Origin of the sequence: Cytobacillus firmus DS1 (genome assembly GCF_000565285.1) — a bacterium.
In the GTDB taxonomy this organism is placed as follows: domain Bacteria; phylum Bacillota; class Bacilli; order Bacillales; family Cytobacillaceae; genus Cytobacillus; species Cytobacillus firmus_A.
In genome coordinates, this window is record NZ_APVL01000003.1 from 1 (window position 1) to 22,930 (window position 22,930).

The following is a 22,930-nucleotide window of genomic DNA, read 5'->3' on the forward strand; positions in this document are numbered from 1 at the left end:
GGGGCACTTTTTTATCAGTGTCCGCTATCCGGGGTATAGTTCACTTTCAGTGCCTGTTCTTATTTGTTTTAGTGGTTTAGTGGTTGTGGGGTCAGGCACCGGAATTTTCTGATCTATAACCTGCACACTATTTAACGTAATTTTCCACACTCTGGACATCCTCTTCCTTCTTTCACATGACTTACCGATCTCTCAAAAATATGCCCCTTTCCACATTTCCATTTCAACTTTTCTCTTGCATTTTTATATTCATGTGATAAACATTGCCATCCATATTTATTTGCTAGTTCTTGCATTATATTAGAGTCTAGCCGCTGGGTACTACCTGCTTTTTCAATATAAAAACATTTTCTACACCAATTACCCTTTTTAATTCTATATGGTGTATTGAAAAATCTGTGTCCATTAGCACATTCAAATTCCATTTCAGTGTCCACATTTATATATTCTATTGAAAGACATCTACCTCCTTGTGACTTAGCTATTTCTTGGATCTCTTTAAGAGATTCTTTCATAGGAAGAAATTTGCTAAAATCAATGGATTCTGGATCATTTTGAAAACTATAACCCCTCTTTTCAAGTTCTAAAACTATAAAAGAAACTTGATCCATAGATTTAATGGTATAAGGGATAATTATCAATTCAATGCCTAATTCCTTACATTTCTCTTCCTTAAATTTATCCCTCTTCATGCGGTCTTCAAGTGTCATATCTCCTCTAGAATAGAAATGTCCGATCTCTTCATAGTGTTGTTTTCCATGATATTCAAAAGCTAATTTAAGTTCTGGATTGTATCCGTCTAGTTCCAATCCATCTAAAGCAGTATGATCTTTTAAAAATTTAGTGTTAAATAAGCATTCGAAGATAAATCTACAACGTTGCTCATTTAGATAAAATGTACAGTTAGGGCACCAATGTCCATTCAATACATGCTTAGGGATTGCTTCAAATTCATGTCCATTAGCACATTGCCATCTCAATTTTGTAAATACGTTTATATATTTTGACGAAAGGCATTTACCACCAAATTTTTGAGCGACTTCCTGCATTTTTACAATGTTATTTTTATACTTACCTGCACAGTAAGCACACCAATTTCTTCTTAATATCTCCGCAGGCCTGGATTCGAAAATATGCCCATTTATGCATTGAAATTTAAGTTTAGTAGACTTGTTTGAATATTCCTTTGATAAACAAGAACCCTGCTTTTCTTCTGCTATAATTCTCATATCATCTATTGTAACTTTTCCATAACTTTTTCTATTTTCTTTTTTACGTGCACAAATTGGGCACCAAGCACCTTTTCTAATATGCTTTGGTATGGTATCCCAAATATGTCCCTCTGAGCATTTCCATGTTAATTTTGTTAAATTATTTATATATTCCTCTGAAAGACAGAACCCACCTTTTTCGGCAGCCATTTTTTTCATATCTAGAATTGTAAGTTTAGCCATAAAATAAACCTCTTATATATTTATATCTATTATATAAGACGAGTCGTAAGTTTGTAGCATTTTCCTTCAGTTATTTTATATATTAACGGTGTTATTGTAGTTGTGAGCATTACTGCTAATACACAATATACGTCTATACGCACACCATAAAGTTAATTTTTCTATCCATTGGTATGCTGGCGTTTAGGCTGCCAACATGACAGATATTAATCGCAGTAGGCTGATTTGTGTCTAGGCACACAACAACGAACCGTTCCCGGTCAGATTCAACTAAGAATTCTTTCAAAAGCTTATAAGCAGATTCCGGAGAGGAAATTCTTCTTTCCTTATACAGAATGCTAGATTCCCTCACCAACTTTAGGCTAACAATGTTGATTCGCTTATCTGACTTAATTTTTTCCGGCTCTCCTTAAAACAGTGATAGCTGTTCCTTTCTTTCCAGGTCATTCTGTTTCAATTCAATTCCTCCTCAAATAGAAATAGCCCTAACTCCTCGAAAGGAAATTAGGGCTTAAAGTAATTACTATCTAATAAATAATATAAATTTATCTTTCTATCTAATACGGATTCTAGCAAAAAGAAAAGCCCTGCAGAGATTTCTCTCCACAGAGCCTAATGTTGTAGACAATCTTAATTAAGAAGCTTTAACCACAACAGTGTAAGAAGCAACATAACCATTTTCAAAAGTTACTTCATAAACATATGTTCCAACTGCCATATTTTCCTTCAACCAGATTAAATATGGAGTAGTTGAATAGTTTGCATCTTTAACTACAGTGTCAAGAGCTACTTCAGTACCATTAACAGTTACTTTTGTAGGCTCACCAGTTGCTAATGCTGGCTTAGCAATTGCTACTGGTACTTGATAAGGATTTGCAGCCGGGTCTTGCCAGAAACCATTATCAGTCTTAACTTGTGCAGTGATTTTGCTAGGAATGAAATCAACTGAACTATCACCAGCACCTACAAAAATTCCATAAGTTCCATCATACATTTTTGTAAGTTCTGCGTTTAAGGCACCTGTACCATCAGCACCCCATTGCGGTTTAGCAAGAACATTTGCTACACCAGCATCTTTAACAGTTACGTTAATGAAATCTGATTGAGTTCCTTTGATACCTACAACACGGAATGCATTGTCTGCTGTGATAATTGTGTCAGAAGATCCATCAGCGATAGTTAGACTACCGTTAACTGTTACAGTATCATTTCCGTTTCCAGTGATACCTTTTCCAGGAATGATAGACACAGTATCTGCAGATAGACCGTAACCACCAAATTGGTCTTTAACCCAAGTATATACATTTGGAATTGCTGTTGTATAAGCATCAGCGCTAGAGATTTCTAAAGAATCAACATCTTCTGCTGTATCAACATTTGCTACAGAAGCAGCTTCATTTTTAAACGCAAAGCTAACTGCTGTTCTATCATCTTTTGATACAGTTACTTCTTTAGTAATAGTCTTAACAGTATCATTGGCATTGATTGTTACAACTACATTTACTTTTTGATCAGCAGCTGGAGAACCTAAAGCTACAGTATCAGTAACAATATAATACTTTCCATCAGTACCTTGTTTTACAGCTACACCAGCATTGTTTGTTGTAATGCTAACAATTGAGCTTGATGGTACTGTATAGACATTACCAGAAGCATCAGTTGCAGTAACTTTGAATTCTTTACCATATCCAGCATCAACAACTGCATCTACCTCGGCTGCAGTAGCGCCTGCTGCAGTACCAGCATCAGCATCTACATCAGCATTCTTGAATAATACAGGAATGTCTCCAATAGAGTAAGTTACTTTAGATGAATCATTTGCTCCAACATTAATTGTGTAAGATTTTTCTGCAATAGCAACTCCATCTTTCTTAAGCTGAGCTTTTACAGTTGCAGAACCAGCTTTAAGCGCATTAATTTGAGCACTTGCAGAAGCTAGACCATCTTGTTGTGTTGGATCTGTAACAGATACAACTGTGTTATCTGTAGTTGAATACTCAACAGTGTAGTTAGCTGTGTTGCCAATAATATTTGAATATTGGTCATGCACATCAAAGCTCAATGTTTGAGTAGCACCTGTTAACATGTTAGTAGCAACAGATGTATTCTTTTTAGTTACAACTGCAGTCGGTACAGCTGCATCTTTAGCAGATAAAGTTAAGCTTGCTTTTTGTCCTGTTGCATTTACAGTTACAGTAACTACACCAGTAGCTCCCTTAACTGCACCAGATTTAGGAGTAATTACAAGTTTACCTTGATTAGCATCAGCAGTAGTATGCACACCAACAGTTGCTAAAGTACCGTTATCTAAAGTTACTGTGTAATCACCAGCAACAATGTCTTTAGCTGCGATAGCTGTTCCATATTTATCAACAACTGGCATATCAACATAGATAGGAGTTGTGTATCCTGCTGCAAAATCAACAGTTGATTTTCCTAAGCTTACAGCATAAGGAGAACCAGCATTTTCTTGTACTTCAATAGTGATCTGAGAAGATTCACCAGTAGCTGTTGATAACAATGTTAACTTAACAGTTCCAGCCTTCTTGAATTTAGCAATTTTAAGCTTATTGTTTCCATCAACCGTTACGTCTGACGGAGACAAGATTGTGTCATCAGAAGAGATAACTTTAACTGCATGAGTGTTTGATGTTCCTACATCAGCAGCATCAAGCTTGTACTCTTCACCTAATGTATTTTCTGCAGTGTAAGTTACTTCTACATTAGTAGTTCCAGCTGGAGTGAACATTGTTTTACCAGATGGTAATACAGCTTCTCCTAAAGTTACAGAACCAACAGTTGCTGGGCTAACAACATTTACTGTTTTAGTAGCTTTTACACCTTTGTAAAGAACAGTTACAGTAACTTCATCCTTTACGTCAGCAGAAAGAGCGTTAATTTGGAATTTACCAGCTACTTGAGTAAGGTTAGTTCCTTGAGTTTTATTGAATGCAGTGATTGTTAAATCAGAATCACTTGCAAGAACAGTTGCTTTTTCACCATATTGGTTAATGAAATCAACAGATAATGGCGCTGTAGCAGAATCTTGTAATGAACCCGTATTGATAACTACAGATTCAACCTTCTCTGCTTCTACTGAAACTGTGTTTGTAGCATTTTCTAATCCTTCAACACCAGTTACAGCTACAGTGTATTCTCCAGCTAAGAAGTTTCCAGCAGTCTTTTCTAAAGTAGCAACAGTTTTAGCTTCGTTCCAAGAAACTTTAACAGTTTCAGTTACAGAACCACGCTTTACTTCAAACTTTGCAGCATCAGTATCAACATCTTTGCTGAAAGTTACTTGAAGCTTATTAACGTTAATCGCACAACCTTAACCAAAAAAATCCGAGTTTCTACTATTATATAGGTCCATGTGTCCCATGGAATTCGACAATCTAAAACCCTAACCATTTGTAAAAATAAGTGGAATGGAATCTAAATTTCTCAAAATAATGGTACTCTACTTGTAATGGAAACTAGGGAAAATAAAGTTAAGGTTTTTTGCAGCTTCTCCATTGCTGCAATCACCGAAGCGATTCAATTCCTTGTCCCTCATGGAATTTGAAAAAATCGCACCGAACGCACCGCTCTTTCTGAAAAACAAAAATAAAAAAATTTCTATATTATCTCTATTATTTATTTAATTAATAATAATAAATATTAATAAATATATATTTATATCTAATATTAATATAATTTTATTATCCTTTATCCTGTAAGAAGAATCCTTATCTCAGGCTCTCAAAAAGGGAGGTTCTTACCACCGTTTTTCCGTTCTCTTTTCTATTTCCCACCCCCGTAGGACGCTGCTAACAACCTCCCTTTTCAATTTCCTTCCTCTTACGAGGAAGAAAATTGATATCTATATAGATTTCATAGCTCATCTATTCATTCATTTATATGGCGAAAACGCGGTGCGGTCGGTGCGATTTGATGGAATGCTATGTGCCGCAAGCAGTTGGGCCGCCTCCTCTTTCGCACCAAAATTGCTAAATGGCGTATCGTTTTGATTGAATTGCGGCAAACAAAAAAAGACCATCAAATAGATGGCCCAATGGTTTAGAATTCATCAATCGTTGCAATCTCCTGGGTATTACTCACTTTACTGAGGCTATACTTTCCTCTCTTTTTAGGCTTTTTCTTTTGCTTTTGCAGTCTCGTTTTCTCTTGGTACTCTTCTGCTTGTTGGAGGGAATAATTGTGTTCATTTTCCTTGTGCTCCATTTCTTTGGCTAGGGTCTCCAGTTTCTTTTCTTCGAATTGTTCAGTTTGGTTGAGTTCCACATCAGAAATATCCAGCACCTTGAAGGCATACATAGCCATACGTGGCATTCCAGGCTGAAACACTCTTGTGAGAGTATTCTTCCCGTTATCATGGACTAGCCACCCCTTTTCTTTCCACTTATTAACTGTGGAATCAGGGTCAAATTTTCCGTATTTTAGAATCTTTTCAAATTCCTCTTTCGGAATCCGAATCTCCGAGATTTTCCCGCCTTTCTGTAAATACTTCCCGACAATTACCTTTTTGTTAACCAGCTCGCTCGCATCTCTAAAGAATTTGCTTCTGTTACGGGAGAAGTATTCCATTATGTGGCGGTAGGCTTCTTCTTCTTTATTGCGTGTCTGTACAGATTTAGCCTCTAGGTACATGAGGCCCTCCTGTAGTTTCTCAATATCCAACCCTAAGTCCAGTGCTTCATTTGCCAATTCTCCTGCTAATTGAATGACTGCAAGCTTTCCGGCTATTCGGTGAGTAAACTGGTCGTTTCCCATTTTTTTAACGAGCTGCTGTTTAATTTTATACCAGCGGTCTGTTATTTCCTCATGTTCCATCCCAAACAAATAGTTAATGAACAAAGGACCAGCGTGACCATAATTTTTCAAAACAACCTTTTCAATCTCTTCAGCATTCTCAGCGCTCTTTGTTAACTTCTCACTAATTTCAAAGAATCGAACACGAATGCCTCCTCGCTTATCTGTATTTTGGAGGATGGAGACTTCTGAACTGGAAAACACAGTGGTTATCCATTCTGACCGTTCCCGCTTCGTCCCGTGGGAGGTCATGGCTAATTTCTCTTGTCCACCTGCAATCAAGTAAATGAATTGTGTAAAGTCCTTATCTGTTTCCTGCATGGAAGTATCATCAATAACCATAGGTATACCAAAATTTCCACGTAAATGATGTAGGATACCTTGGTCAGTTCCATACCATGTCAGCAGGAGTCCATTCTTTCTAGTATCAGGTAATCCAAACGGGCTGACCGCTAATCGAGTGGCTAAGGTTTTTCCAGTGCTGGATATTCCATAAAAATTAATGAAAAGGGAATCCATGTTGGCTTCTTCCTTAATAATTTTCACCAATGGGGCTGTGAAACCGCAGGCAAGAGCACACTCCAGCCATTGGTTACCCAATACCTCTTTTTTGACCATCTCCATCCACACTTCATGAGAACCTTTGGGATTCAAGTTGTACCTGTCGCCTTTATAGGTGGATGGAAGCCCGACTGCTTGATGATGTTTAAAAAATTCCTTTCCTTGGTACTCTCCCCAACCAACATCACTGTGCTCGAAGTTCCGTTCCATTTGTGTGATTTGTTCTCTTAGGTGGTCAGCATACAAATCTGAGACCTCCTTCCAGCAATCAGCCCCGTACTTTGTAAGGCCTACGATTTTTTGCGGGGTAATTTCATCTCTTGTGAGCACCTTTGTCACTTTGGAGCCATTATCATAGAAAGAAACGTGTACGCTAACTTCGCCTGTATCTACATTGGTGACGTATCGGTCTATGTAAATGGCTCCTCCAATGTCTCTGTTTTCCCCATCTTGTACAAAGTACAAGCGATGATTCTGTATCAAATATGAGCTTTTCTCATTCATTTTGATTTCCCCTCTCCATTGCTGTTATTGGCAAAAAAAAACCTCTTCATTGTTTCGTGCGGTGAGTGGTGCGGTGTAATCCCTTGATGCTATTGCACTTCAAGAGAATCACACCGACTCCACCGCTTCTCAAAAACAATCATTAGCAAATCCTATTACTGCCCTAGCAACTGTTCAACTTCTCGCTCAAATCCGTACCTGCGAAAAAATTGAATTAATGCTACTGTGAAAACGTCCCTCTGGCTGACATTTTTTTCTCTACTAAACTCTCTAACTAGCTGGTCCAACGGACTAGCCATGTGAACTGACTTCGTCACAAATACACCAGGTACTGCGTAACGCGGGATATGACCAGTTTCTGATGTGGGAATAATAAAATCCATTAGCCTGTCCTTATTTCGTTCCAGCATTTCCAATAGAGGCAAGAACTGCATAAGGTCGTTTGGAGTATCCCTTGTTATCTGACTTGCAGATGTCTCCTTTTTTTCTTGGTATTTATCATCTGAATCGTTATCCTTTTCTTTCTCGATTTCCCCAACAGCCTTTTCATAGTTCCCCTTTTCCATCGACCATACGTATCCTTTTCCCTTCATATAGGAAGCGAGTTCCCGATGGTCTTCAAATCCGAGTCTTTTTGCCACTACTTTGGAATTCGTTCCCTCTTTCTTAAAGAGAGCAATCACTTGAGAGGCCTTCGAACCGTCAGGCAACTCTTCAAATTGAATACCTTCTAATCTGGAGTACGCTGGAATGAATTGCTTTCTTTCTCTGTCCCAAACAAAGTTTCTTGTTTTCATGTATTTATCAATAGCATGGGTACTTTTATGTCCAAACTCTGCTGCTAAATCATCCCTTGTCTTCCCCTTTGCCATCCCCTGCAGTATCTCCTCTACGCGTGTATCATAGATGGGCTTTTTGTCTTCTGTTATCGTCATTGTTCTCCCCCCTTATAGAGCATTTACAGCTTCGGCCATTTGTTCCATGTTGGTATGAGTGTAAACACTTGTAACTTTCAAAGAACTATGTCCGAGCAGTTTCTGAATTTGGACTAGATTTACTTCTTTCTTGACAAGCTGACTTGCAAAGGTGTGCCGAAAAATATGTGCAGTTACTTTTTTCTTCCATCCTAGTTTCTTTGTAGTGTCACTCAGGACTCTGTTCACATATTGGGCAGATAGCATTCCCGTCTTCTTTGTCGCAAAGAACTTTTGGGAACTTGTATTTACACGCTTGTACTTCAGGTATTCATCAAGCACTGGAAACAATTTTTCCGAGATTGGAATTCTTCTATCCTTATTTCCTTTACCCGCAATGATGAGAATTTCTCTTTTCCTTAAGTTCACGTTGTCCACAGTTAGATTAAGGCACTCTGAGATTCGCAGTCCTGTTAAGTAAAGGGTTGTACAGACTGTCTGAATTAGGGGATGCTCAATGGCCTCAATCAGTTCTTCTACTTCCTCTTTTTCCATAAAGGTTCTCTCTTTTTGTGGAGCCTTGATATTTTCAACTGCTAAGGCAACATCTCGCTCTATCCACTCCTTTTTATAAGCATGAGAAAAGAATGAACGGAAGGTATGAAGATGTCGCTGTCTGCTTCTTGGTTGATAGTTACGTACTTCTTTTAGCCAAACCAGATAATTTTCAATATCATCTGTCGTTACATCTTCCACAAAAACTTCACCATTATATGAATTTGCAAGAAATTCTCCCAGCATTTTAAGGTCTTTTCCATAACCAATAATTGTTTCCTGACTCCTTTCAATAGACGAGAGATAATTTAAAAATTGTTTTTTCCCATCATTCCATAACATGTGAGTTCCTCCTTTAGTTGGGGAATCAGCTCTTTAGTGATTCCCCTGTAATCATTTTTATAATATATATTTGAATATTTCGATATTACAGCACGTAATTAGTCTTCATCAAAATCCATTTCCTCTTCGTCATATGAGTCTTCAAAATCAATGTCAATGTCATCATCTGGATATCCATCCTCAAGGTCATCATCTGTATCCAAGTCAAATTCTTCTTCCTCGTATTCTTCAAGGGGATAAGCATTTACTACATTTGCAAAAATGCGACCAGTTTCTTTTGACTTATTATGTTTTACTTCGATGATGAGGTCTTGATTCATAAGAAATTGCTCAACATTATCAATCTCCTCTGGTATTTCACCTTCATTAATAGCCATTACTACCTTTCCAAGAGGAGACTCCTCGACAAGTAGCGGGAAATATCGTCCCCTTGCCTTTCCATTTTCAGTCTGAAAGTCTACTTGAATGATATCGCTTGTTTTCTTTTTTCCCTTTACTGTTATGACCTCGTCCTCTAGAATTTCCACTCCACAAATGGTTGCTTCATGATTTCCTTCGTTTGGAAGCTGGTATCCTTTTTTCATTGAGTATGCCATTATATGTTCCCCCTCAAGTTTTTTGGGATTATTTTTCATAACCTTTTAGTTCATTAATTAACTCTCATCTTTTCCTCATTAATGGGAAATCCTTAATAAATGCCATCTATAACTAAGTTGATATAAAATGGGTATTGAATGGAACCTAAAAAAGAAACAATTTCAGTTACTGTCTCATTAACTGCTTGTTCCATTTCTTCCAAAAAATCAAAACCTGTTCCACCCATTGAAGTAACAAAAGATATTTCATCTGAACCCAAATGATAATTTTCAATTTCAACATGATTTCTCAAGGTTTCATACAATTGTTGACTTACTTCTGAATATTCAGGGAAACTTAAATAATCTTCTAATTTAAAGCTAATTTCAATAAACTTGAAAATATAACATTCGGCCGTTCCTTTTTCCCCGGTAAAATCAAATGAAATTTGCACTCGGTCGTTTAACTTCAATTCAACTCATCCTTTCTTCATTTACCTTCTTACTAATTAAGTTCAAGAATCGTAAATTACAATAGACTCTTGGATATGGTTGGTGCTTCGCATCCTATTTTTGGGAGTTAGATAAAAATATAAGACTTTTCTTACTGATATTTATGAAATGGATTCGGAATAGGAAAGACCTTTAAAAGTCATGATTATAAGCCTCTAAACTAAAAGTCATCTTGTAATCAACTAAATGAATCTCTTTCAACATAGCTTTCAGCATATTTTCCATTTCGAGCATTTCGTTAATAATCTCCTTAAATGTGAAACAGTTTGTCATGTTGGAGTTATCAAAGCATAAATAATAATTTTCATTGTCTTCATAAATCGCAAAGCAATCATTATCCTTAAACACTTTCAAGGATTGACGTAGGAGATTATCGTTTTTCTCCAATTTAGGTATTCTAATGTCTACTGTATCTATGACGGTATAGTCATTTTCATTTCCTACTAGGCCGATTACACTCTTCGGAAGTTTAACTGTAAAACTATTCCAATCCAATCTTTTTTGAGGTAATCTTTCAAAATGGTCTTTTCCCATGGTTATCGCTCCCTTTTAGTTTGCTAAAGTCACTCTTGAGATAGAGTCAACTCGCTTCGAAAATAGTAAATCAATTGTTTTTGCTTCCAAATAGTCTACTCGTTCAGAGCGCTTGTACATGGAACGCTATGAAGTTTTCAAAGAACATTTTCAACTGCATTTCTTGTTGATGGACTTATTATAATATGCAATAATATAGGTGTCTAACTACATTTTTAGTCATTATAAATAGCATAAATGCATTAAAATATTCACTTTACATTCAAAATACCAATCAAATTTGTGGGTTAAATTAGCTAAAGGGAAGGGGTTGCTTTCGAGTAAGTTTAAGTAGTCACTTTTTATAGTGATAGCAATGATTCCAGCAGCTTTTGCTTTATATGACCAAAAATTTGTGAATAAACCCTAATTGTGAACATTTTGTGAACATTCATGAAGGAGTTTTGGAAATGAAGGTACAATTTGAAGACTTGAGGGCTTCGAAGAAGGAACGAATGGAAGCAATACAATCCATTATTCAAAAGCACGATGTTCGAAATCAGGAGCAGCTAGTGAATTTATTGAAAAAGATACATAAAATTTCGACAAACCAATCCGCTGTATCTAGAGATATAAAGTCCTTGGGCTTAGTGAAGGATGAAAATACTGGTTGTTACGTTCTCAGCCAAGAATCTCGACAAAAGCAGCTTTTTAAAGAGCTTGCAGTAAAAGCAAGGGAAGCAGAGGTGGAAATATTTGATGGTCCTGTTGAAGGGTTGTTGTGTCGAACTTCTTCTCAAAAAATCGAATCAGCTCCTTTGATTGCATCATACATCGAAAAGATTTTCTCCACCGACCAAATCCCTGTGGCTGCTTTTTTTAACAATTCAGGTTACATTTGGTTAATCTTTCCGGAGAAGAAGAAGAAAATAATTCAAAAGAATCTCAAAAAGATTTTTCTATTGGTTAAGAACGAAAAGGGATAATGCCCACTTAGCATTATCCCTTTTCACTTCCTTTTGATTTATTCGCTATACCTTGTGGTCAAATAGTGCTTGATGCTGTCATTGATGAACTTGGTGATTGACTCGATTTGATTTTGATGCTGAAGCATCTTGATGATTTGGTGAATGTTCTTTTCTAGATAGGTTGTTGTTCGTACATGTGTTTCCGAAAAGGATTGTTTTTGGGAATGCTGCTTTAACCTAAAAGGCTTTCCATCCAGCATAAAGTGGTTTTGTTCTTCTTGATTCAAATCCACACTCTTATCCGCTGATTGGCTGTCATTCAATTCCTCGTCTTCATACTCACATTCTTCTTCTACTTCTTCATAACCTTCTTCCAGTTCCAACTCCTCTTGCTCCCAAGCAAGCGACGCAACGGGTTCGTTTGCTTTCTGAAACCGGCTTAGGTCAATGTTTCTTTTTCTTCTTGCTCCATAGTATCCCATGATTTTTTTCATCTCTATTCGTATATATATTTACGTTTACGTAGATGTTTATGTCTACATAAACGCATTATTTTATTGTTTTTATATCTGTGTGCTAAAGAAAAATAAAAAAAAAATAAAGTTTTATAGATGGAATGCTAATAAACGATTCCTGCCTGTTCACCTTTAGCATTGCAAACAGGCAGAAACTCTTCATCAGTAATCAGTTGGGAACAGCATCATCTGGCTTTGTCCGTCATCAATGCACCAGATGGTGCTCGGTATTGGAACTGTGTGTTTGAGTTCAATGAGCCATTGTTTACTATATGACGGTTGTTCTTGACGATGAAGAACAAGCTGTTTCCCATCCTCAATAAAAAGCTCAAACACTTGAAGGTAGTCTAGCTCATCTTCTTCCATTTTCCGTTCATCAATCAAGTTCCACAGACGCATGGCAATTTCCGGATGAATTTCTTTTGCAATGCTTCTCGTCATGTATCGGTTGCTAGTCTTATTAAACATTTTGTCTCTCCTCATCGTTTCAGACACTCTTCCATTCTCTGTTCTATGGTCCCTTCCAGGAAGAACACTATGCTCATTTCATGTTCATTCATCAGGCCTAGTCGGAAATACTTTCTATCGGCTGCGGTCTCGTATTCGACAAATTCTATTTTTAGTATTTGATTGGCTATGAAACTGGTATCCTGTTCATCCTCCAAATGATAGATGCAGGAATGTGTTGGTAATCGAAAGGCTATGATGGGTTCGCCATTACTTTCTGCCTCAAACCATTCGAAAAATTCCGTTTCGATGATGTTTAAGTAGGGAAGGGGAATAGTACTCCTTGACTTCAATTCTTCTATATCTGCTATACATTGGATTATTTTCATCAGGTTTCGCTTCCTTTTACAGTTTGTCTACGGCATTCTGCTTTTCCTGCCGTGTGGTTTGGATGTAAAACTTTGCGGTCATGTTCACTGTGGAGTGGCCAGTTAGCTTGCTCACAGTCGTCAAGTCTACCCCTTTCCGAAGCAGTCTTGTTGCGAAGGTATGCCGAAATAGATGAGGATGCAGCTTCATTCCTAGTTCCTCTGAGATTTTGGCCAGCCAATCCCGAACAGCATCTCGATGCAGTTTACTGGAACGCTGACTTACCAGCAGGTATTCACTATCACAAAACTTGGATTCTTTTCTGTCTTCTTGCTGGTAAGACTTTATTAGTTGGAGGACATCTTGACGGAGGCTTATTTCTCTAATCTTCCCACCCTTTCCCCGAACGGTTAGGGTAGCTGCCAGCACATCTATATCCGTTAGCTTGATGCTAACCAGCTCTGTTACTCTTACACCTGTATATAAAAGTAAGTAAGCGATGAGCTTGTTTCTTCGGCTAACCTTTTTACTGTCCTCCAGGAAAAAGAGTAGTTTCTCCACTTCCTCCTCAGATAAAGCCGTAACAACATGTTCACTGCCAGATGCAATTTTCACCTGGTCTCTTTTTAATTGGATATAGCTATCTTCCACATATCCATTTTTCAGAAGAAAGTCATTGTAGACTTTTAAACTGTTAATCTTTTTATTAATGGTTGCAATGGCAAACTGCTTCTCTAGCAGCTGCTGTTTATACCGAACGAACGAGAACCGGGAAAGCGGCTGGAGTTCCTCAACCGCCTTCTCCTTTAAAAAGTCATTGAATCCATTAACATCTCCAACGTAGGATTCAATTGTTTTTGGTGCTCGTCCTTCCTCTATTAACCATTTCTTAAATTCTTGTGCCAGGTCATTCAAAGAGTATCCCTCCAAAAACAAAAAGAGCTATGAACGCATTAACTTTGCATTCATAGCTCTTATTTCCTTATTAATTTAATGATGGTTTTTACTGTGCATCCAATGCAGAGGGCAATGGCATGAACAGGGGAAACACTTCAATTCCAAAACCTCCTTTTTCATTTTATTAATTACCACTCGTTAATTCTTTTACTACTTCTGCAGCTACTGCCACTAGAACCGTCACAATTACCTTTTCCCACATTTATTCTCACCTCCTTCAAATCACTCAACTCCCGACAGTTATATAATTATGACGTGAGTTTTTAATCTAATAAAATGCGCTGTTTGCTTGGCTAGATTGGGTTCCCTAAATTTCAACTTAAGTCCCTTTAGTTATGTCGTGAGTTTCAAACCGGCTTTAAGAAGTTTTGTCGTGAGTTTGCTAGTGAGATTCGATTACAGCCTGCAGATAAGCAATATAGTTTTGGACCATTTCCCGTTGAAAGGAACTCGGAATGTAATTAATAGCTCGGTCGATTTCTTCCTCATCTATTTCAATTTCCGAGTCCACAGCTTCTTCTAGTAGCTGCTCAACCAAATCTTCTTCAGTTATCATTTCGTTTTCATAGTAGCCTGTGGTTGGGTCGAACTCTCTGTACATTACCTTTCCATTCATCGTAATTTTATGATACTTTGTCATCATTTCATTCTCCTTTTCATCTTTAAATATACAATTCGTAAGCGATTGCCTCTCCGTTCTTTATCCACACTTCGTACAAAATTCTTCTCGTTTCCTCTTCCAGCACAAATCCAGCAATCCATTCAAATCCCTCCCCATCAACGCAACTAAGCGTTTCAAGAAGGAGCGGATTCGGCAGCTTTTTCAGATGCTTCGCAGGTACTAGCAGGTCATCCAGGTCTTCATGATAGAAATCATATGCTTCATAGCTCACTTCATCTTGAGAGACTACGGTATTAAACGTCTTTTTCAATCTCCCTACAAACCAATTTACATATACCATTTTCTTTCCTCCTCAAATAGAAATAGCCTTAACTCCTCGGAAGGAATTAAGGCTAAAGATATCTTCATCATAAAAATAATATATATTTATCATTCTATTTGATTCAGATTTTAACAAAAAGAAAAGCCCCGCAGAGATTTCTCTCCACAGAGCTTTTTCCTATACGAGTAAGCAAAATTACTTAAGTGTAATTGTAGTACCAGCTACAACTGGATTATTTTCACCATCAGCAATTGTTGCATCATCAGCTACTGCAACTTTTAATCCAGTTACATAAGAAGCTTTGAAGTCAACATTTCCTGCAGTTACAGTACCAGTTTTTAATACTAAGTCACCTTCAGTTAGACCGTCTACTTCATCAACTTCAACATAAAGCTTATCGTCAGATAAATCTTCAAGAGTACTATTAGTATCAACTAAAGTAGCAACAGTTACATAGTATTTACCTTTGTCTGTACCAGAAGATACCTCTTCAAGAGAAACTGAAGCCGATACATCTTTTCCATTCAATGTAATAACAAAGTCATCTGCGGCTACACCAGCTACAGCTTCGCTGAAGCCTAATACTAATGTAGAATTGTCTCCAGCTGAAACTACAGCAGAAGATAGAAGTGGAGATACTCCGTCTGTTAATGTAATTTCTTTAACTGCAGGAGCAACAATTAGGTTACCCGCTTTATCCTTAACATTGTTAACTAGGAAGTTAGCTGTCTTAGTTTCAGAAATTGATTTAGAAGGGATGTGAATTGTTACATCTACATCTTTACCTTCAGCATCACCATTTAATGCAGTAGTAATATATGTTCCAGTTGGTAGAGCTTTTCCATCAAAAGTATAGTTGCTTACATTACGTACTGATGTTAAGTCTACACCTTTCTCATCAGTTACAGTGTAAGTAACTAGTTGCTCAGTTCCACTTACCGATGTAGCAATTGAGTCGTTAGCAATTACTGGTTTAGTAGTGTCAGTAGTTGGAGTTACAGGTGTTGCAACAACTGTAAATGAACGAACATCAAATGCATTCTTGTTTCCAGCTAATGAAGTATCAGCTACTGAGTTTGCAGCTAAACGAATTGTGTAATTTCCTTCAGCTAAGCTCTTAGTGAATACAAGTTTTGTACCATCAGTTACTGAGTCATCACCATTTAGTGAAGATACTACTTCACCAGTAGCTTCATTAATTATTGTCGCAGATACTGTAGATTCAACAACATTTTCACTGAAGTTAACTGTTACTTTTCCATCAGCATAAGATACACCTGTTACAACTGGAGCAACTGTATCTTTTGTGAATGTAACTGATTTTGAGAAAGTAGCAGCTAAGTTATTACCAGCTTTATCCAGAACACCAGTACCAATTAGAAGGTTACCAGTGAACGTTCCGTTTGGTCCGTATGCTAAGTCAGCAACAGTTGTAAGTACAACTTCTTTATCGTTAGCACCAGCTTCAGCTGAGAATGTTGTAACAGCTTCACCATTTACACTTAATAAACGAACATTGTTAGCAAATGAATCAACGTTTACAGCTTTATCAAACTTAACAGTTACTTTTTTCTCTCCAGTTACTTCTGCAGATACAACATTTGGAGCAACAGTATCAGCTGCTACAGTTACAGTTGTTTGAAGTGGATTTGGAGTGATAAAGTTGTTTGCAAAGTCTTTAACGTTGATAATTGAAATATTTGCAGTAGAACCCGCTTGTAAATCAGACGAAGCAGTTACTACAAGTTCATTTAGGTTAGCACCAGGAGCAACTGAAGCAGATACTCCATTTACGCTGACAATAGCACCGGAAGCTTGAACTGGTTCATTGAAACGAAGTGTTACCTTGTTAGTAGCTGTTTTAGCGGATGCTGAAGCGGCAACTAATTGAGGTGCAACTTGGTCTTTGAACTCAACGATTTGTTCGAAGGTTCCAATTTCTTTAGCATCTATAGTTTTTACTCCTTTAACCTGAACTGCATATTTACCGCTGAAAGTTGTAACAGCAGTTAATGTTAAAGTTTTCCCATCTTCACTTAGAGTAGCAGCCGCATCATCACCTGCTACCGCAACTGTTTCACCATTTAAGGAAGTGAAAGAGAATACGCCGTCTTTAGCTGTGTCATCTGTGCCGATAACAGTAGTTTTATCAACTGCTTTATTGAACTTAACTTCAACTTGTTTAGCGTTAATCGCACTTACACTCTCAACCGCAGGAACTGAAAGTTCTTCGAATTTTTCTTGAGCTGCTTCTACTTTAGCAGAAAGAGCTTTTCCGAATTCTGAATCAGTGTCAAGGTTCTCAAGGTATTCAGCAACTTTGTCGAATTGCTTTTGAGCTTCTTCAAGGTTTCCTTCTTCAAGTGCTGTTTCAGCAAGATCGTAAGCCATTTTGATTGTTACTTCTTCTCTTACTTCAACTACAGAGCTGTCAGCTTTTGCTTTGAAGTCGTTAAGGAAAAGGTCACGAGTTGATTTACCATAAACACGATAGAAGATAGCAGTACGTGTTCTTAGTTCTTTAGAAACAGCATGGTAAGCATCTTCAGCACCATCAAGTTCACCAGCTTTAACTGCGCCGTTTAACTCAGCCGTTGCTTCTTTAAGGTCTTGTGCATAGTTGTATGCATCAATGTATGGAATCACGCGCTTTTTGATATGGTCATTATATGTAGCATCCAAAGTTGCAAGGTGTGCTTCTTTGTTTGCGCCACCTGCTTTGTTTACAAGTTCTTTAGCAGCTGCATACATATCTTTAGCTTTGTTATACTCTTTGTAAACCGCTGTAATATCAGCAAATTCACCTGTAGCAGTCACATCACTGTAAGTGTGATATGCCTTTTTCATTTGTGTTACAGCTTTACTAACTTCAACAGCAACATTGCTTGCAGCGTCAGTTTGAGCTGGAGCAGCAGCAACGAATGCAGATGCAGCAACCGCGGAAGCAGCAGCTAGTTTAATAGCTTTCTTTTTAGCCATGTTTCGTATTTCTCCCTTCGATTATAAAAAGTAGTACAATGATCGCCAGACTTTTACATCTGTTTTTTAAGCTTTTAGGCTACTGCTAATCATTGCCTAGCAAACTTAACGAGAATTATACTAATCTTTTGTGGAAATATCAACCTATTTGTCTATTTCCTTCTAAAAAATTAGTAGAATTGTGACAGAGGACTATTTAACTGGTTTAATTACCATCCCCTCTCACATTTCCTATAATAATACATTTTTAGAGGAAATTCTAGGTTTTTCTTGTGTTTATTTGCAGAATTTGGTTAGCAATTATTTCCTCCAAAACCACAAATAACAATAAAAGCACACCTTAAGATTATATTCTTCCGGACTATGATTATGTCATTTTTGTTTTATAATTATCACAAAATCGCTTATTCCAAGGTTTTATTATGATTTTTAGTAATTTTTCTGTAATATAACTGTCTTATTTAATATTCTGCCTTTTTAGGTATAATTCTTTATACCTATTATTTGTTTTTGTTAGCGAATTCAAGGAAAATTTTATCTTTATCAAGACATAAAGACACAGTTCGACTCAGTTTATTTTTCTGAAATTTGAATATACATGCATTTGTTCCTTATTTTAAAAAAGGAACAAAGACTAAACCAAATTAAGGTAGAATAATATTTGTCTGATTCTTACAAAGGGGGTTATGTATTTTTGAAGTCAAAGTGGTATTTTATTAGTTTTCTATTTATCTTGTTTTTATGTGCCGGGACGGGGGAAGTTTCCGCCAAAACACTTGTGGATGCACCGCATATCAGGCAGATGCCTGAGCTGCCGAGAGGGTGTGAGGTTACGAGTCTGGCCATGCTTTTGGAAAGCCAGGGATTCAATGTGCCTAAAATGACGCTTGCCAAAGAGGTTCGCAAGGTGCCTTTTAAGAAGAATGGCCTTCACGGCAATCCGTATGACGGGTTTGTCGGCAATATGTATACATACAGTCAGCCGGGGCTTGGTGTTTATCATGGACCTATTTATGATCTTGCAAATAAGTATCTGCCTGGCAAAGTGGTTAATCTGACTGGATCCAACGCCAGCGCTATTTATCGGGCTCTGGATAACGGAAGTCCGGTTTGGGTTATTACGAACACACTGTTCAAGCCGCTCTCCAGCAGCTATTTCCAAACTTGGCAGACATCTAGCGGGCCGCTTCGCATTACATATAAAGAACATTCCGTTTTAGTGACAGGCTATGACAGCCAGTATGTCTATATCAATGATCCTCTCTACTATGGAAAGCATCGAAAGGTATCACGCAAGAATTTCGAGGGATCCTGGGTCCAAATGGGACGGCAGGCCATTACTGTTGTGCCGAACTCGAATTGGGATGCAGAATTGATTCCGGGGCAGACAGGAAAGCTGACAGTGCTTAAACCGATTACACTTTGGAACCGGACAGGCAGCGGGCTTTCCGCAGCAAAGGTGCTCCAGCCGTTAGAACGATTAAAGGTGTGCGGATATGACAGCAAGCATGGCGGGCAGTATAAAATCTGCAGCGGCGGTTATGTTACAAACATGAGCGGGTATATCCGCTATGAGACTCCATCTTCTGCTGTATTGAATAAAGCCAATATCGGATTTGCTGAACGGGATATGAAAACAGCGATCTCTTATGCAGGCAGCCTTAAATGGGAAATACATATTGATTACCGGAAGGATAAGTATCCGGAAAAAGTGACGGATTACCCGAATATGACGTATTTTAATGGTACGAAGAAATATATGAATTCTGCTCAAGCAGCCATTAACCGCATTTCGGACAAGGTGAAGCAAAATGAATTGCAGACGTCCCTTAACACGAATGTTGTCGTTCATTATAAACGGGCACAAGGGTATATTGATGCTGTTACATCCGGCAAAAAGCTACTGGCCATGACAGATGAACTTCAGAATACCATGAGTACTGATCCGCTGTCTGACACAGGAGAAAGCCTCTTCCATACGCTTTCTTATGAAATTAAAAAGAATGCCGTGCTTCTTTACAGAGTTTATGGGCAGTCAACAAGAGAAGCGATCCTTGCTTCCTATAAGGCACCAGCTGAAAAGGAAATTGACAAACACCGATTTGCGATTTCGGCCAAAATGAAGATCGACGAGCTTGAAACATTGAGCAAACAGCCGATTTCTGATGAAGAATATACTGCTAGAGTCGCAGAAATAGAAAATCTGGTCAGCCAGATACCTGATGCTTCGGTAAAAGCTGTTTATTTAGAAAAACTAGCTGAATTTAAGCAATAAAAAAAGCGCAAGCGCCTTGGTCACGAATGAACGCAGACTAAGAACGCCACATCCTGTGGCAACGTCTGCATGACCCCCATCCTCCCAAAAGCTTTCGCTTTTGGTCGTGCGATGATTATGCTGACGAAGCCTTCCTTGTCCTGGGGGCCTCAAGCACAAGACGAGCCTCACGGAAAGGCGTTCTTTGCCTTTTTGGGAGGATTGCTCGAAAAGTGGAGGCGACTGCCCAGGGACTACAGGCATAAGACGGTTCCTGCAAGAAGGCGTTTTTCCTTCTGGAAGGAAACGGCTTATGACCCAGAGTCACTAGGAGCCGCAACAAGACAAGCTTGTGACCTCGAGGGGGCAGGCTGCTTGCGCTAGACAGTTATCGAAGTTCAAAGTTATATTTTCTAATCTTTTAAAATAGCCGGACCCTCATCAAGAGAGTCCGGCCATTACCTTATCTTACTGTGTGCTTAACACCCAAGCTGTCCCAGTAAAAGTTGCCTTAACAGATCCGGCAAGCTTATTTCCAGCCTTATCAAATAATTCCTCATCATCGTAAAGAACCGTATCACCCGTGACGGTACCTTCTGTTGCAAACGACCACTTGTGCTGATCAGCATTGACAGTTGCAGATTTCAGCTTCCCTGCTCCTGTATAAGTAAACAGGGCATTGGCCTGAGTCTCGTCAAGCTCAGCGCTCTTAATCGCTGTAAGCTTTCCGGCTGAGTCCTTATAATAAAGAGCTTCAGATGCTGTAATCACTGGAGCATCCGCCGTTCCTGAAACCGTTAAGGCCGGCGCTGTTTTATCGATTTCAAACTTAAGAACACTCTTGTTGCCGGCAAAGTCTATTGCGGTTACTTCATACATCCCTTCATCTGTTAAAGGTGTGGCTAATGTATAGCCAGTTATGGCTGTCCCATTTTTGGCTGCTGACACAGAAGCTACATCGGCTGCTTTTGTGGATACCGTTACGGCCTGATTCACAGCAGATTGATCAGCAGCTCCCTCTAAAACAGGAGCCGTTTTATCAAGTGCAACTGGAATTGATTTCACGATGCCGTTTATTTTCACAATCAGGGAAGCTGTATCACCATCTTTCCCCTTCACGGTGATGTTTTCACCGCTCGCTGTGAAGACAGACTCCTGGCTGGTAAACAACTGGGCATTCACGCCCTTCAAATCCGCTTCATTTCCATATTGATCTTTTGCCGTGAAGGATCCAGCATCAATTAAGCTGTCAAAATCAGTATCACCGCTCAAAAGAATCTTTGTTTTCCCGGAAGCCAGTCCAAATTCTGAAACTGCAGAAGCAGATTTCACTTCGATTGGAAGCTTATACTCCATTTCATTCCATGTCACGATTAAATCAGCCTTGCCTGGTGCCACTGGCGTAATTTTCCCGGAAGCATTCACGACAAACTTTGTTACATCTGAAGATTTAAACGTAATGCCAGGAAATTGGTCTAGCTTTAGCTCTTCGCCTTCTTCTTCACCGATGATATCTCCGTTTAGCGTCATCGCCTCAGACGGTGTGAACTGATAGGTTTGTCCTGTTACTGTATAAGCAGCATCCTTGCCTTCAGTGTTTACGATCTTCCCTTTTTCCAGACTGTAAAGCTGAGTTCCGTCCTTCACTTCAATAGTCTCTTCCAGAACTAATTCGTTTGTTTCACGGTCGAACAGCTGGATTTTAACAGGTCCTGTTTCTTTAAGACCGTCTTTTTCATATGCCGGTGCAAGAGATCCAAGGTCTGTGAAGTACCCCTTGTCATCTTTAATGATAAAGTCATTTTCCACACCATCGATAAACAATTCATTTCCTTCGCTATCAAAGAAGCCTATCATATCATACGCTGTCATTCCAGGCAGACCGGTTACATAATAAGCATCTTCATAAAACCCGATTTCAGCTACATCTTCAAGGCCATCCGTGTAAGAAGCGATGATCTCTCTGTACCGGTCTGACAGCAGGTCATAGAGTTCCTGATTATCAACATACTCCAGCCACTCATTTACATTTTTATCGTGCTTTACCACCTGGTCAAAATCTTCCTTCTCCAGTGCCGCTTCATATCGGTCCAGTTCGATGTGAATGCTGACAAGGTAGAGCGCCTGAAACTTCGCATCCTCTGCAGGCGCCTTGTAGGTATCAAGAATGGCCTGTCTTGTAGACTGTCCATACACACGGTAAAGAATGATTGCCTGCTTCTTTATTTCATATGAAAGTTTATGGTAAGCAGCTGTCGCTTCTTCCATTTTACCTTCTTCCAGATATTTCTCCATTTCACCAGTGGCTTTTAGAAGCTTTTTGCCGGAAGAAATGGCATCAATATAGGCAGCCGCACGGTCAATATAAAGCTTTACCGTATCCAGTCTGGCGCTCAGCTGCACCTTCTGCTTTCCTGATAATTTATTGACTGCTGCTTTAGCTGCTGCGTAATCTATTTTTGCCTTGTTATAGAGAGCCCAGGGCTGTGTGACGGCATCGGCATCATAATCAACTGATGTTGCACGGATAAGAGGCACTTTGTTCTGTTCTGCTTTTAAAACCAGATTCTCTACTGCGGAAGCTGCGTCTGCCTGAGCAGGATTAACGGCTGCTAAAGCGGACGCTGCAATGGCTGCTGCCCCTGCCAATTTAACTGTCTTACTGAATTTTTTGCCCACTTGTTTATTCCACCTTTTCTATGATTTTAATAAACTTCCAAAATTTTTATTAACTTCCAGAATATCTTTATCATA

19 protein-coding genes and 1 pseudogene are annotated in these 22,930 nt (G+C 38.6%); 3 read left to right on the forward strand and 17 right to left on the reverse strand.

The genetic code is table 11. The annotated features are described in order from the left end of the window. Positions 1–131: 131 nt before the first annotated feature. The 3 genes and pseudogenes from PBF_RS24850 to PBF_RS04475 form a co-directional block, all read right to left on the reverse strand. A complete protein-coding gene (locus PBF_RS24850; protein WP_051488806.1) occupies positions 132–1,454 on the reverse strand; it encodes a zinc-ribbon domain-containing protein in 1,323 nt (440 codons plus the stop codon). 154 nt (positions 1,455–1,608) lie between these two features. Further along, positions 1,609–1,848: pseudogene (locus PBF_RS27175) on the reverse strand (JAB domain-containing protein); the annotation flags it as partial. Positions 1,849–2,088: 240 nt separating this feature from the next. Further along, entirely contained in the window at positions 2,089–4,203 is a 2,115-nt protein-coding gene (locus PBF_RS04475) for a hypothetical protein (RefSeq protein ID WP_035327641.1), read from the reverse strand. A 196-nt stretch (positions 4,204–4,399) separates the two neighbouring features. On the opposite strand from PBF_RS04475, the gene PBF_RS04480 reads away from it, so the two are divergent. Beyond that, positions 4,400–4,759 (forward strand): hypothetical protein, encoded by a 360-nt coding sequence (locus PBF_RS04480; RefSeq protein WP_035327643.1) that lies wholly within the window; start codon positions 4,400–4,402, stop codon positions 4,757–4,759. 754 nt (positions 4,760–5,513) lie between these two features. Here the strand turns inward: PBF_RS04480 and PBF_RS04485 are convergent. The 6 genes from PBF_RS04485 to PBF_RS04510 form a co-directional block, all read right to left on the reverse strand. Continuing rightward, complete coding sequence (locus PBF_RS04485) at positions 5,514–7,331, reverse strand: DUF927 domain-containing protein (protein WP_035327645.1); 1,818 nt, start codon at positions 7,329–7,331, stop codon at positions 5,514–5,516. A gap of 155 nt (positions 7,332–7,486) precedes the next feature. Beyond that, on the reverse strand, positions 7,487–8,266 hold the full coding sequence (locus PBF_RS04490) for a hypothetical protein (RefSeq protein WP_035327647.1): 780 nt from the start codon (positions 8,264–8,266) through the stop codon (positions 7,487–7,489). 12 nt (positions 8,267–8,278) lie between these two features. Continuing rightward, entirely contained in the window at positions 8,279–9,142 is an 864-nt protein-coding gene (locus PBF_RS04495; protein WP_035327650.1) for a tyrosine-type recombinase/integrase, read from the reverse strand. 98 nt (positions 9,143–9,240) lie between these two features. Then, positions 9,241–9,738 (reverse strand): hypothetical protein, encoded by a 498-nt coding sequence (locus PBF_RS04500; RefSeq protein ID WP_035327652.1) that lies wholly within the window; start codon positions 9,736–9,738, stop codon positions 9,241–9,243. A gap of 92 nt (positions 9,739–9,830) precedes the next feature. After that, positions 9,831–10,190 (reverse strand): hypothetical protein, encoded by a 360-nt coding sequence (locus PBF_RS04505; RefSeq protein WP_035327655.1) that lies wholly within the window; start codon positions 10,188–10,190, stop codon positions 9,831–9,833. Between the two features lie 172 nt (positions 10,191–10,362). Beyond that, positions 10,363–10,764, reverse strand: a complete 402-nt coding sequence (locus PBF_RS04510) for a hypothetical protein (RefSeq protein WP_035327658.1) — start codon at positions 10,762–10,764, stop codon at positions 10,363–10,365. 449 nt (positions 10,765–11,213) lie between these two features. On the opposite strand from PBF_RS04510, the gene PBF_RS04515 reads away from it, so the two are divergent. Beyond that, positions 11,214–11,729: a hypothetical protein gene (locus PBF_RS04515; protein ID WP_035327661.1), complete on the forward strand. Its 516-nt coding sequence runs from the start codon at positions 11,214–11,216 to the stop codon at positions 11,727–11,729. A gap of 38 nt (positions 11,730–11,767) precedes the next feature. On the opposite strand, the gene PBF_RS04520 is transcribed toward PBF_RS04515, so the two are convergent. From PBF_RS04520 to PBF_RS04550, 7 genes are all read right to left on the reverse strand, one after another. After that, entirely contained in the window at positions 11,768–12,094 is a 327-nt protein-coding gene (locus PBF_RS04520; protein WP_152539661.1) for a hypothetical protein, read from the reverse strand. 294 nt (positions 12,095–12,388) lie between these two features. Further along, positions 12,389–12,694: a DUF960 family protein gene (locus PBF_RS04525; RefSeq protein ID WP_051488807.1), complete on the reverse strand. Its 306-nt coding sequence runs from the start codon at positions 12,692–12,694 to the stop codon at positions 12,389–12,391. 11 nt (positions 12,695–12,705) lie between these two features. Then, positions 12,706–13,062 carry a hypothetical protein gene (locus PBF_RS04530; protein ID WP_035327665.1) on the reverse strand — a complete coding sequence of 119 codons (357 nt, stop codon included), beginning with the start codon at positions 13,060–13,062 and terminating at the stop codon, positions 12,706–12,708. Between the two features lie 16 nt (positions 13,063–13,078). Further along, positions 13,079–13,957 (reverse strand): tyrosine-type recombinase/integrase, encoded by an 879-nt coding sequence (locus PBF_RS04535; protein WP_035327668.1) that lies wholly within the window; start codon positions 13,955–13,957, stop codon positions 13,079–13,081. A gap of 424 nt (positions 13,958–14,381) precedes the next feature. Further along, positions 14,382–14,642, reverse strand: a complete 261-nt coding sequence (locus tag PBF_RS04540) for a hypothetical protein (protein WP_235192199.1) — start codon at positions 14,640–14,642, stop codon at positions 14,382–14,384. A 19-nt stretch (positions 14,643–14,661) separates the two neighbouring features. Continuing rightward, on the reverse strand, positions 14,662–14,961 hold the full coding sequence (locus tag PBF_RS04545) for a hypothetical protein (protein ID WP_035327673.1): 300 nt from the start codon (positions 14,959–14,961) through the stop codon (positions 14,662–14,664). A gap of 177 nt (positions 14,962–15,138) precedes the next feature. Further along, positions 15,139–17,922 carry a hypothetical protein gene (locus PBF_RS04550; RefSeq protein ID WP_035327675.1) on the reverse strand — a complete coding sequence of 928 codons (2,784 nt, stop codon included), beginning with the start codon at positions 17,920–17,922 and terminating at the stop codon, positions 15,139–15,141. 694 nt (positions 17,923–18,616) lie between these two features. Here PBF_RS04550 and PBF_RS25130 point away from each other — a divergent pair. Next, complete coding sequence (locus PBF_RS25130; RefSeq protein ID WP_064503401.1) at positions 18,617–20,197, forward strand: C39 family peptidase; 1,581 nt, start codon at positions 18,617–18,619, stop codon at positions 20,195–20,197. A gap of 447 nt (positions 20,198–20,644) precedes the next feature. On the opposite strand, the gene PBF_RS04565 is transcribed toward PBF_RS25130, so the two are convergent. Further along, positions 20,645–22,855, reverse strand: a complete 2,211-nt coding sequence (locus tag PBF_RS04565) for a hypothetical protein (RefSeq protein ID WP_035327681.1) — start codon at positions 22,853–22,855, stop codon at positions 20,645–20,647. Positions 22,856–22,930 lie beyond the last annotated feature (75 nt).

Excerpts from the sequence above, each read along its gene's own strand:
- PBF_RS24850 (WP_051488806.1), bottom strand. The coding sequence starts at position 1,454 with ATGGCTAAACTTACAATTCTAGATATGAAAAAAATGGCTGCCGAAAAA.
- PBF_RS04475 (WP_035327641.1), bottom strand. The coding sequence starts at position 4,203 with ATGTTCACTCCAGCTGGAACTACTAATGTAGAAGTAACTTACACTGCA.
- PBF_RS04485 (WP_035327645.1), bottom strand. The coding sequence starts at position 7,331 with ATGAATGAGAAAAGCTCATATTTGATACAGAATCATCGCTTGTACTTT.
- PBF_RS04490 (WP_035327647.1), bottom strand. The coding sequence starts at position 8,266 with ATGACGATAACAGAAGACAAAAAGCCCATCTATGATACACGCGTAGAG.
- PBF_RS04495 (WP_035327650.1), bottom strand. The coding sequence starts at position 9,142 with ATGTTATGGAATGATGGGAAAAAACAATTTTTAAATTATCTCTCGTCT.
- PBF_RS04500 (WP_035327652.1), bottom strand. The coding sequence starts at position 9,738 with ATGGCATACTCAATGAAAAAAGGATACCAGCTTCCAAACGAAGGAAAT.
- PBF_RS04510 (WP_035327658.1), bottom strand. The coding sequence starts at position 10,764 with ATGGGAAAAGACCATTTTGAAAGATTACCTCAAAAAAGATTGGATTGG.
- PBF_RS04515 (WP_035327661.1), top strand. The coding sequence starts at position 11,214 with ATGAAGGTACAATTTGAAGACTTGAGGGCTTCGAAGAAGGAACGAATG.
- PBF_RS04525 (WP_051488807.1), bottom strand. The coding sequence starts at position 12,694 with ATGTTTAATAAGACTAGCAACCGATACATGACGAGAAGCATTGCAAAA.
- PBF_RS04530 (WP_035327665.1), bottom strand. The coding sequence starts at position 13,062 with ATGAAAATAATCCAATGTATAGCAGATATAGAAGAATTGAAGTCAAGG.
- PBF_RS04540 (WP_235192199.1), bottom strand. The coding sequence starts at position 14,642 with ATGATGACAAAGTATCATAAAATTACGATGAATGGAAAGGTAATGTAC.
- PBF_RS04545 (WP_035327673.1), bottom strand. The coding sequence starts at position 14,961 with ATGGTATATGTAAATTGGTTTGTAGGGAGATTGAAAAAGACGTTTAAT.
- PBF_RS04550 (WP_035327675.1), bottom strand. The coding sequence starts at position 17,922 with ATGGCTAAAAAGAAAGCTATTAAACTAGCTGCTGCTTCCGCGGTTGCT.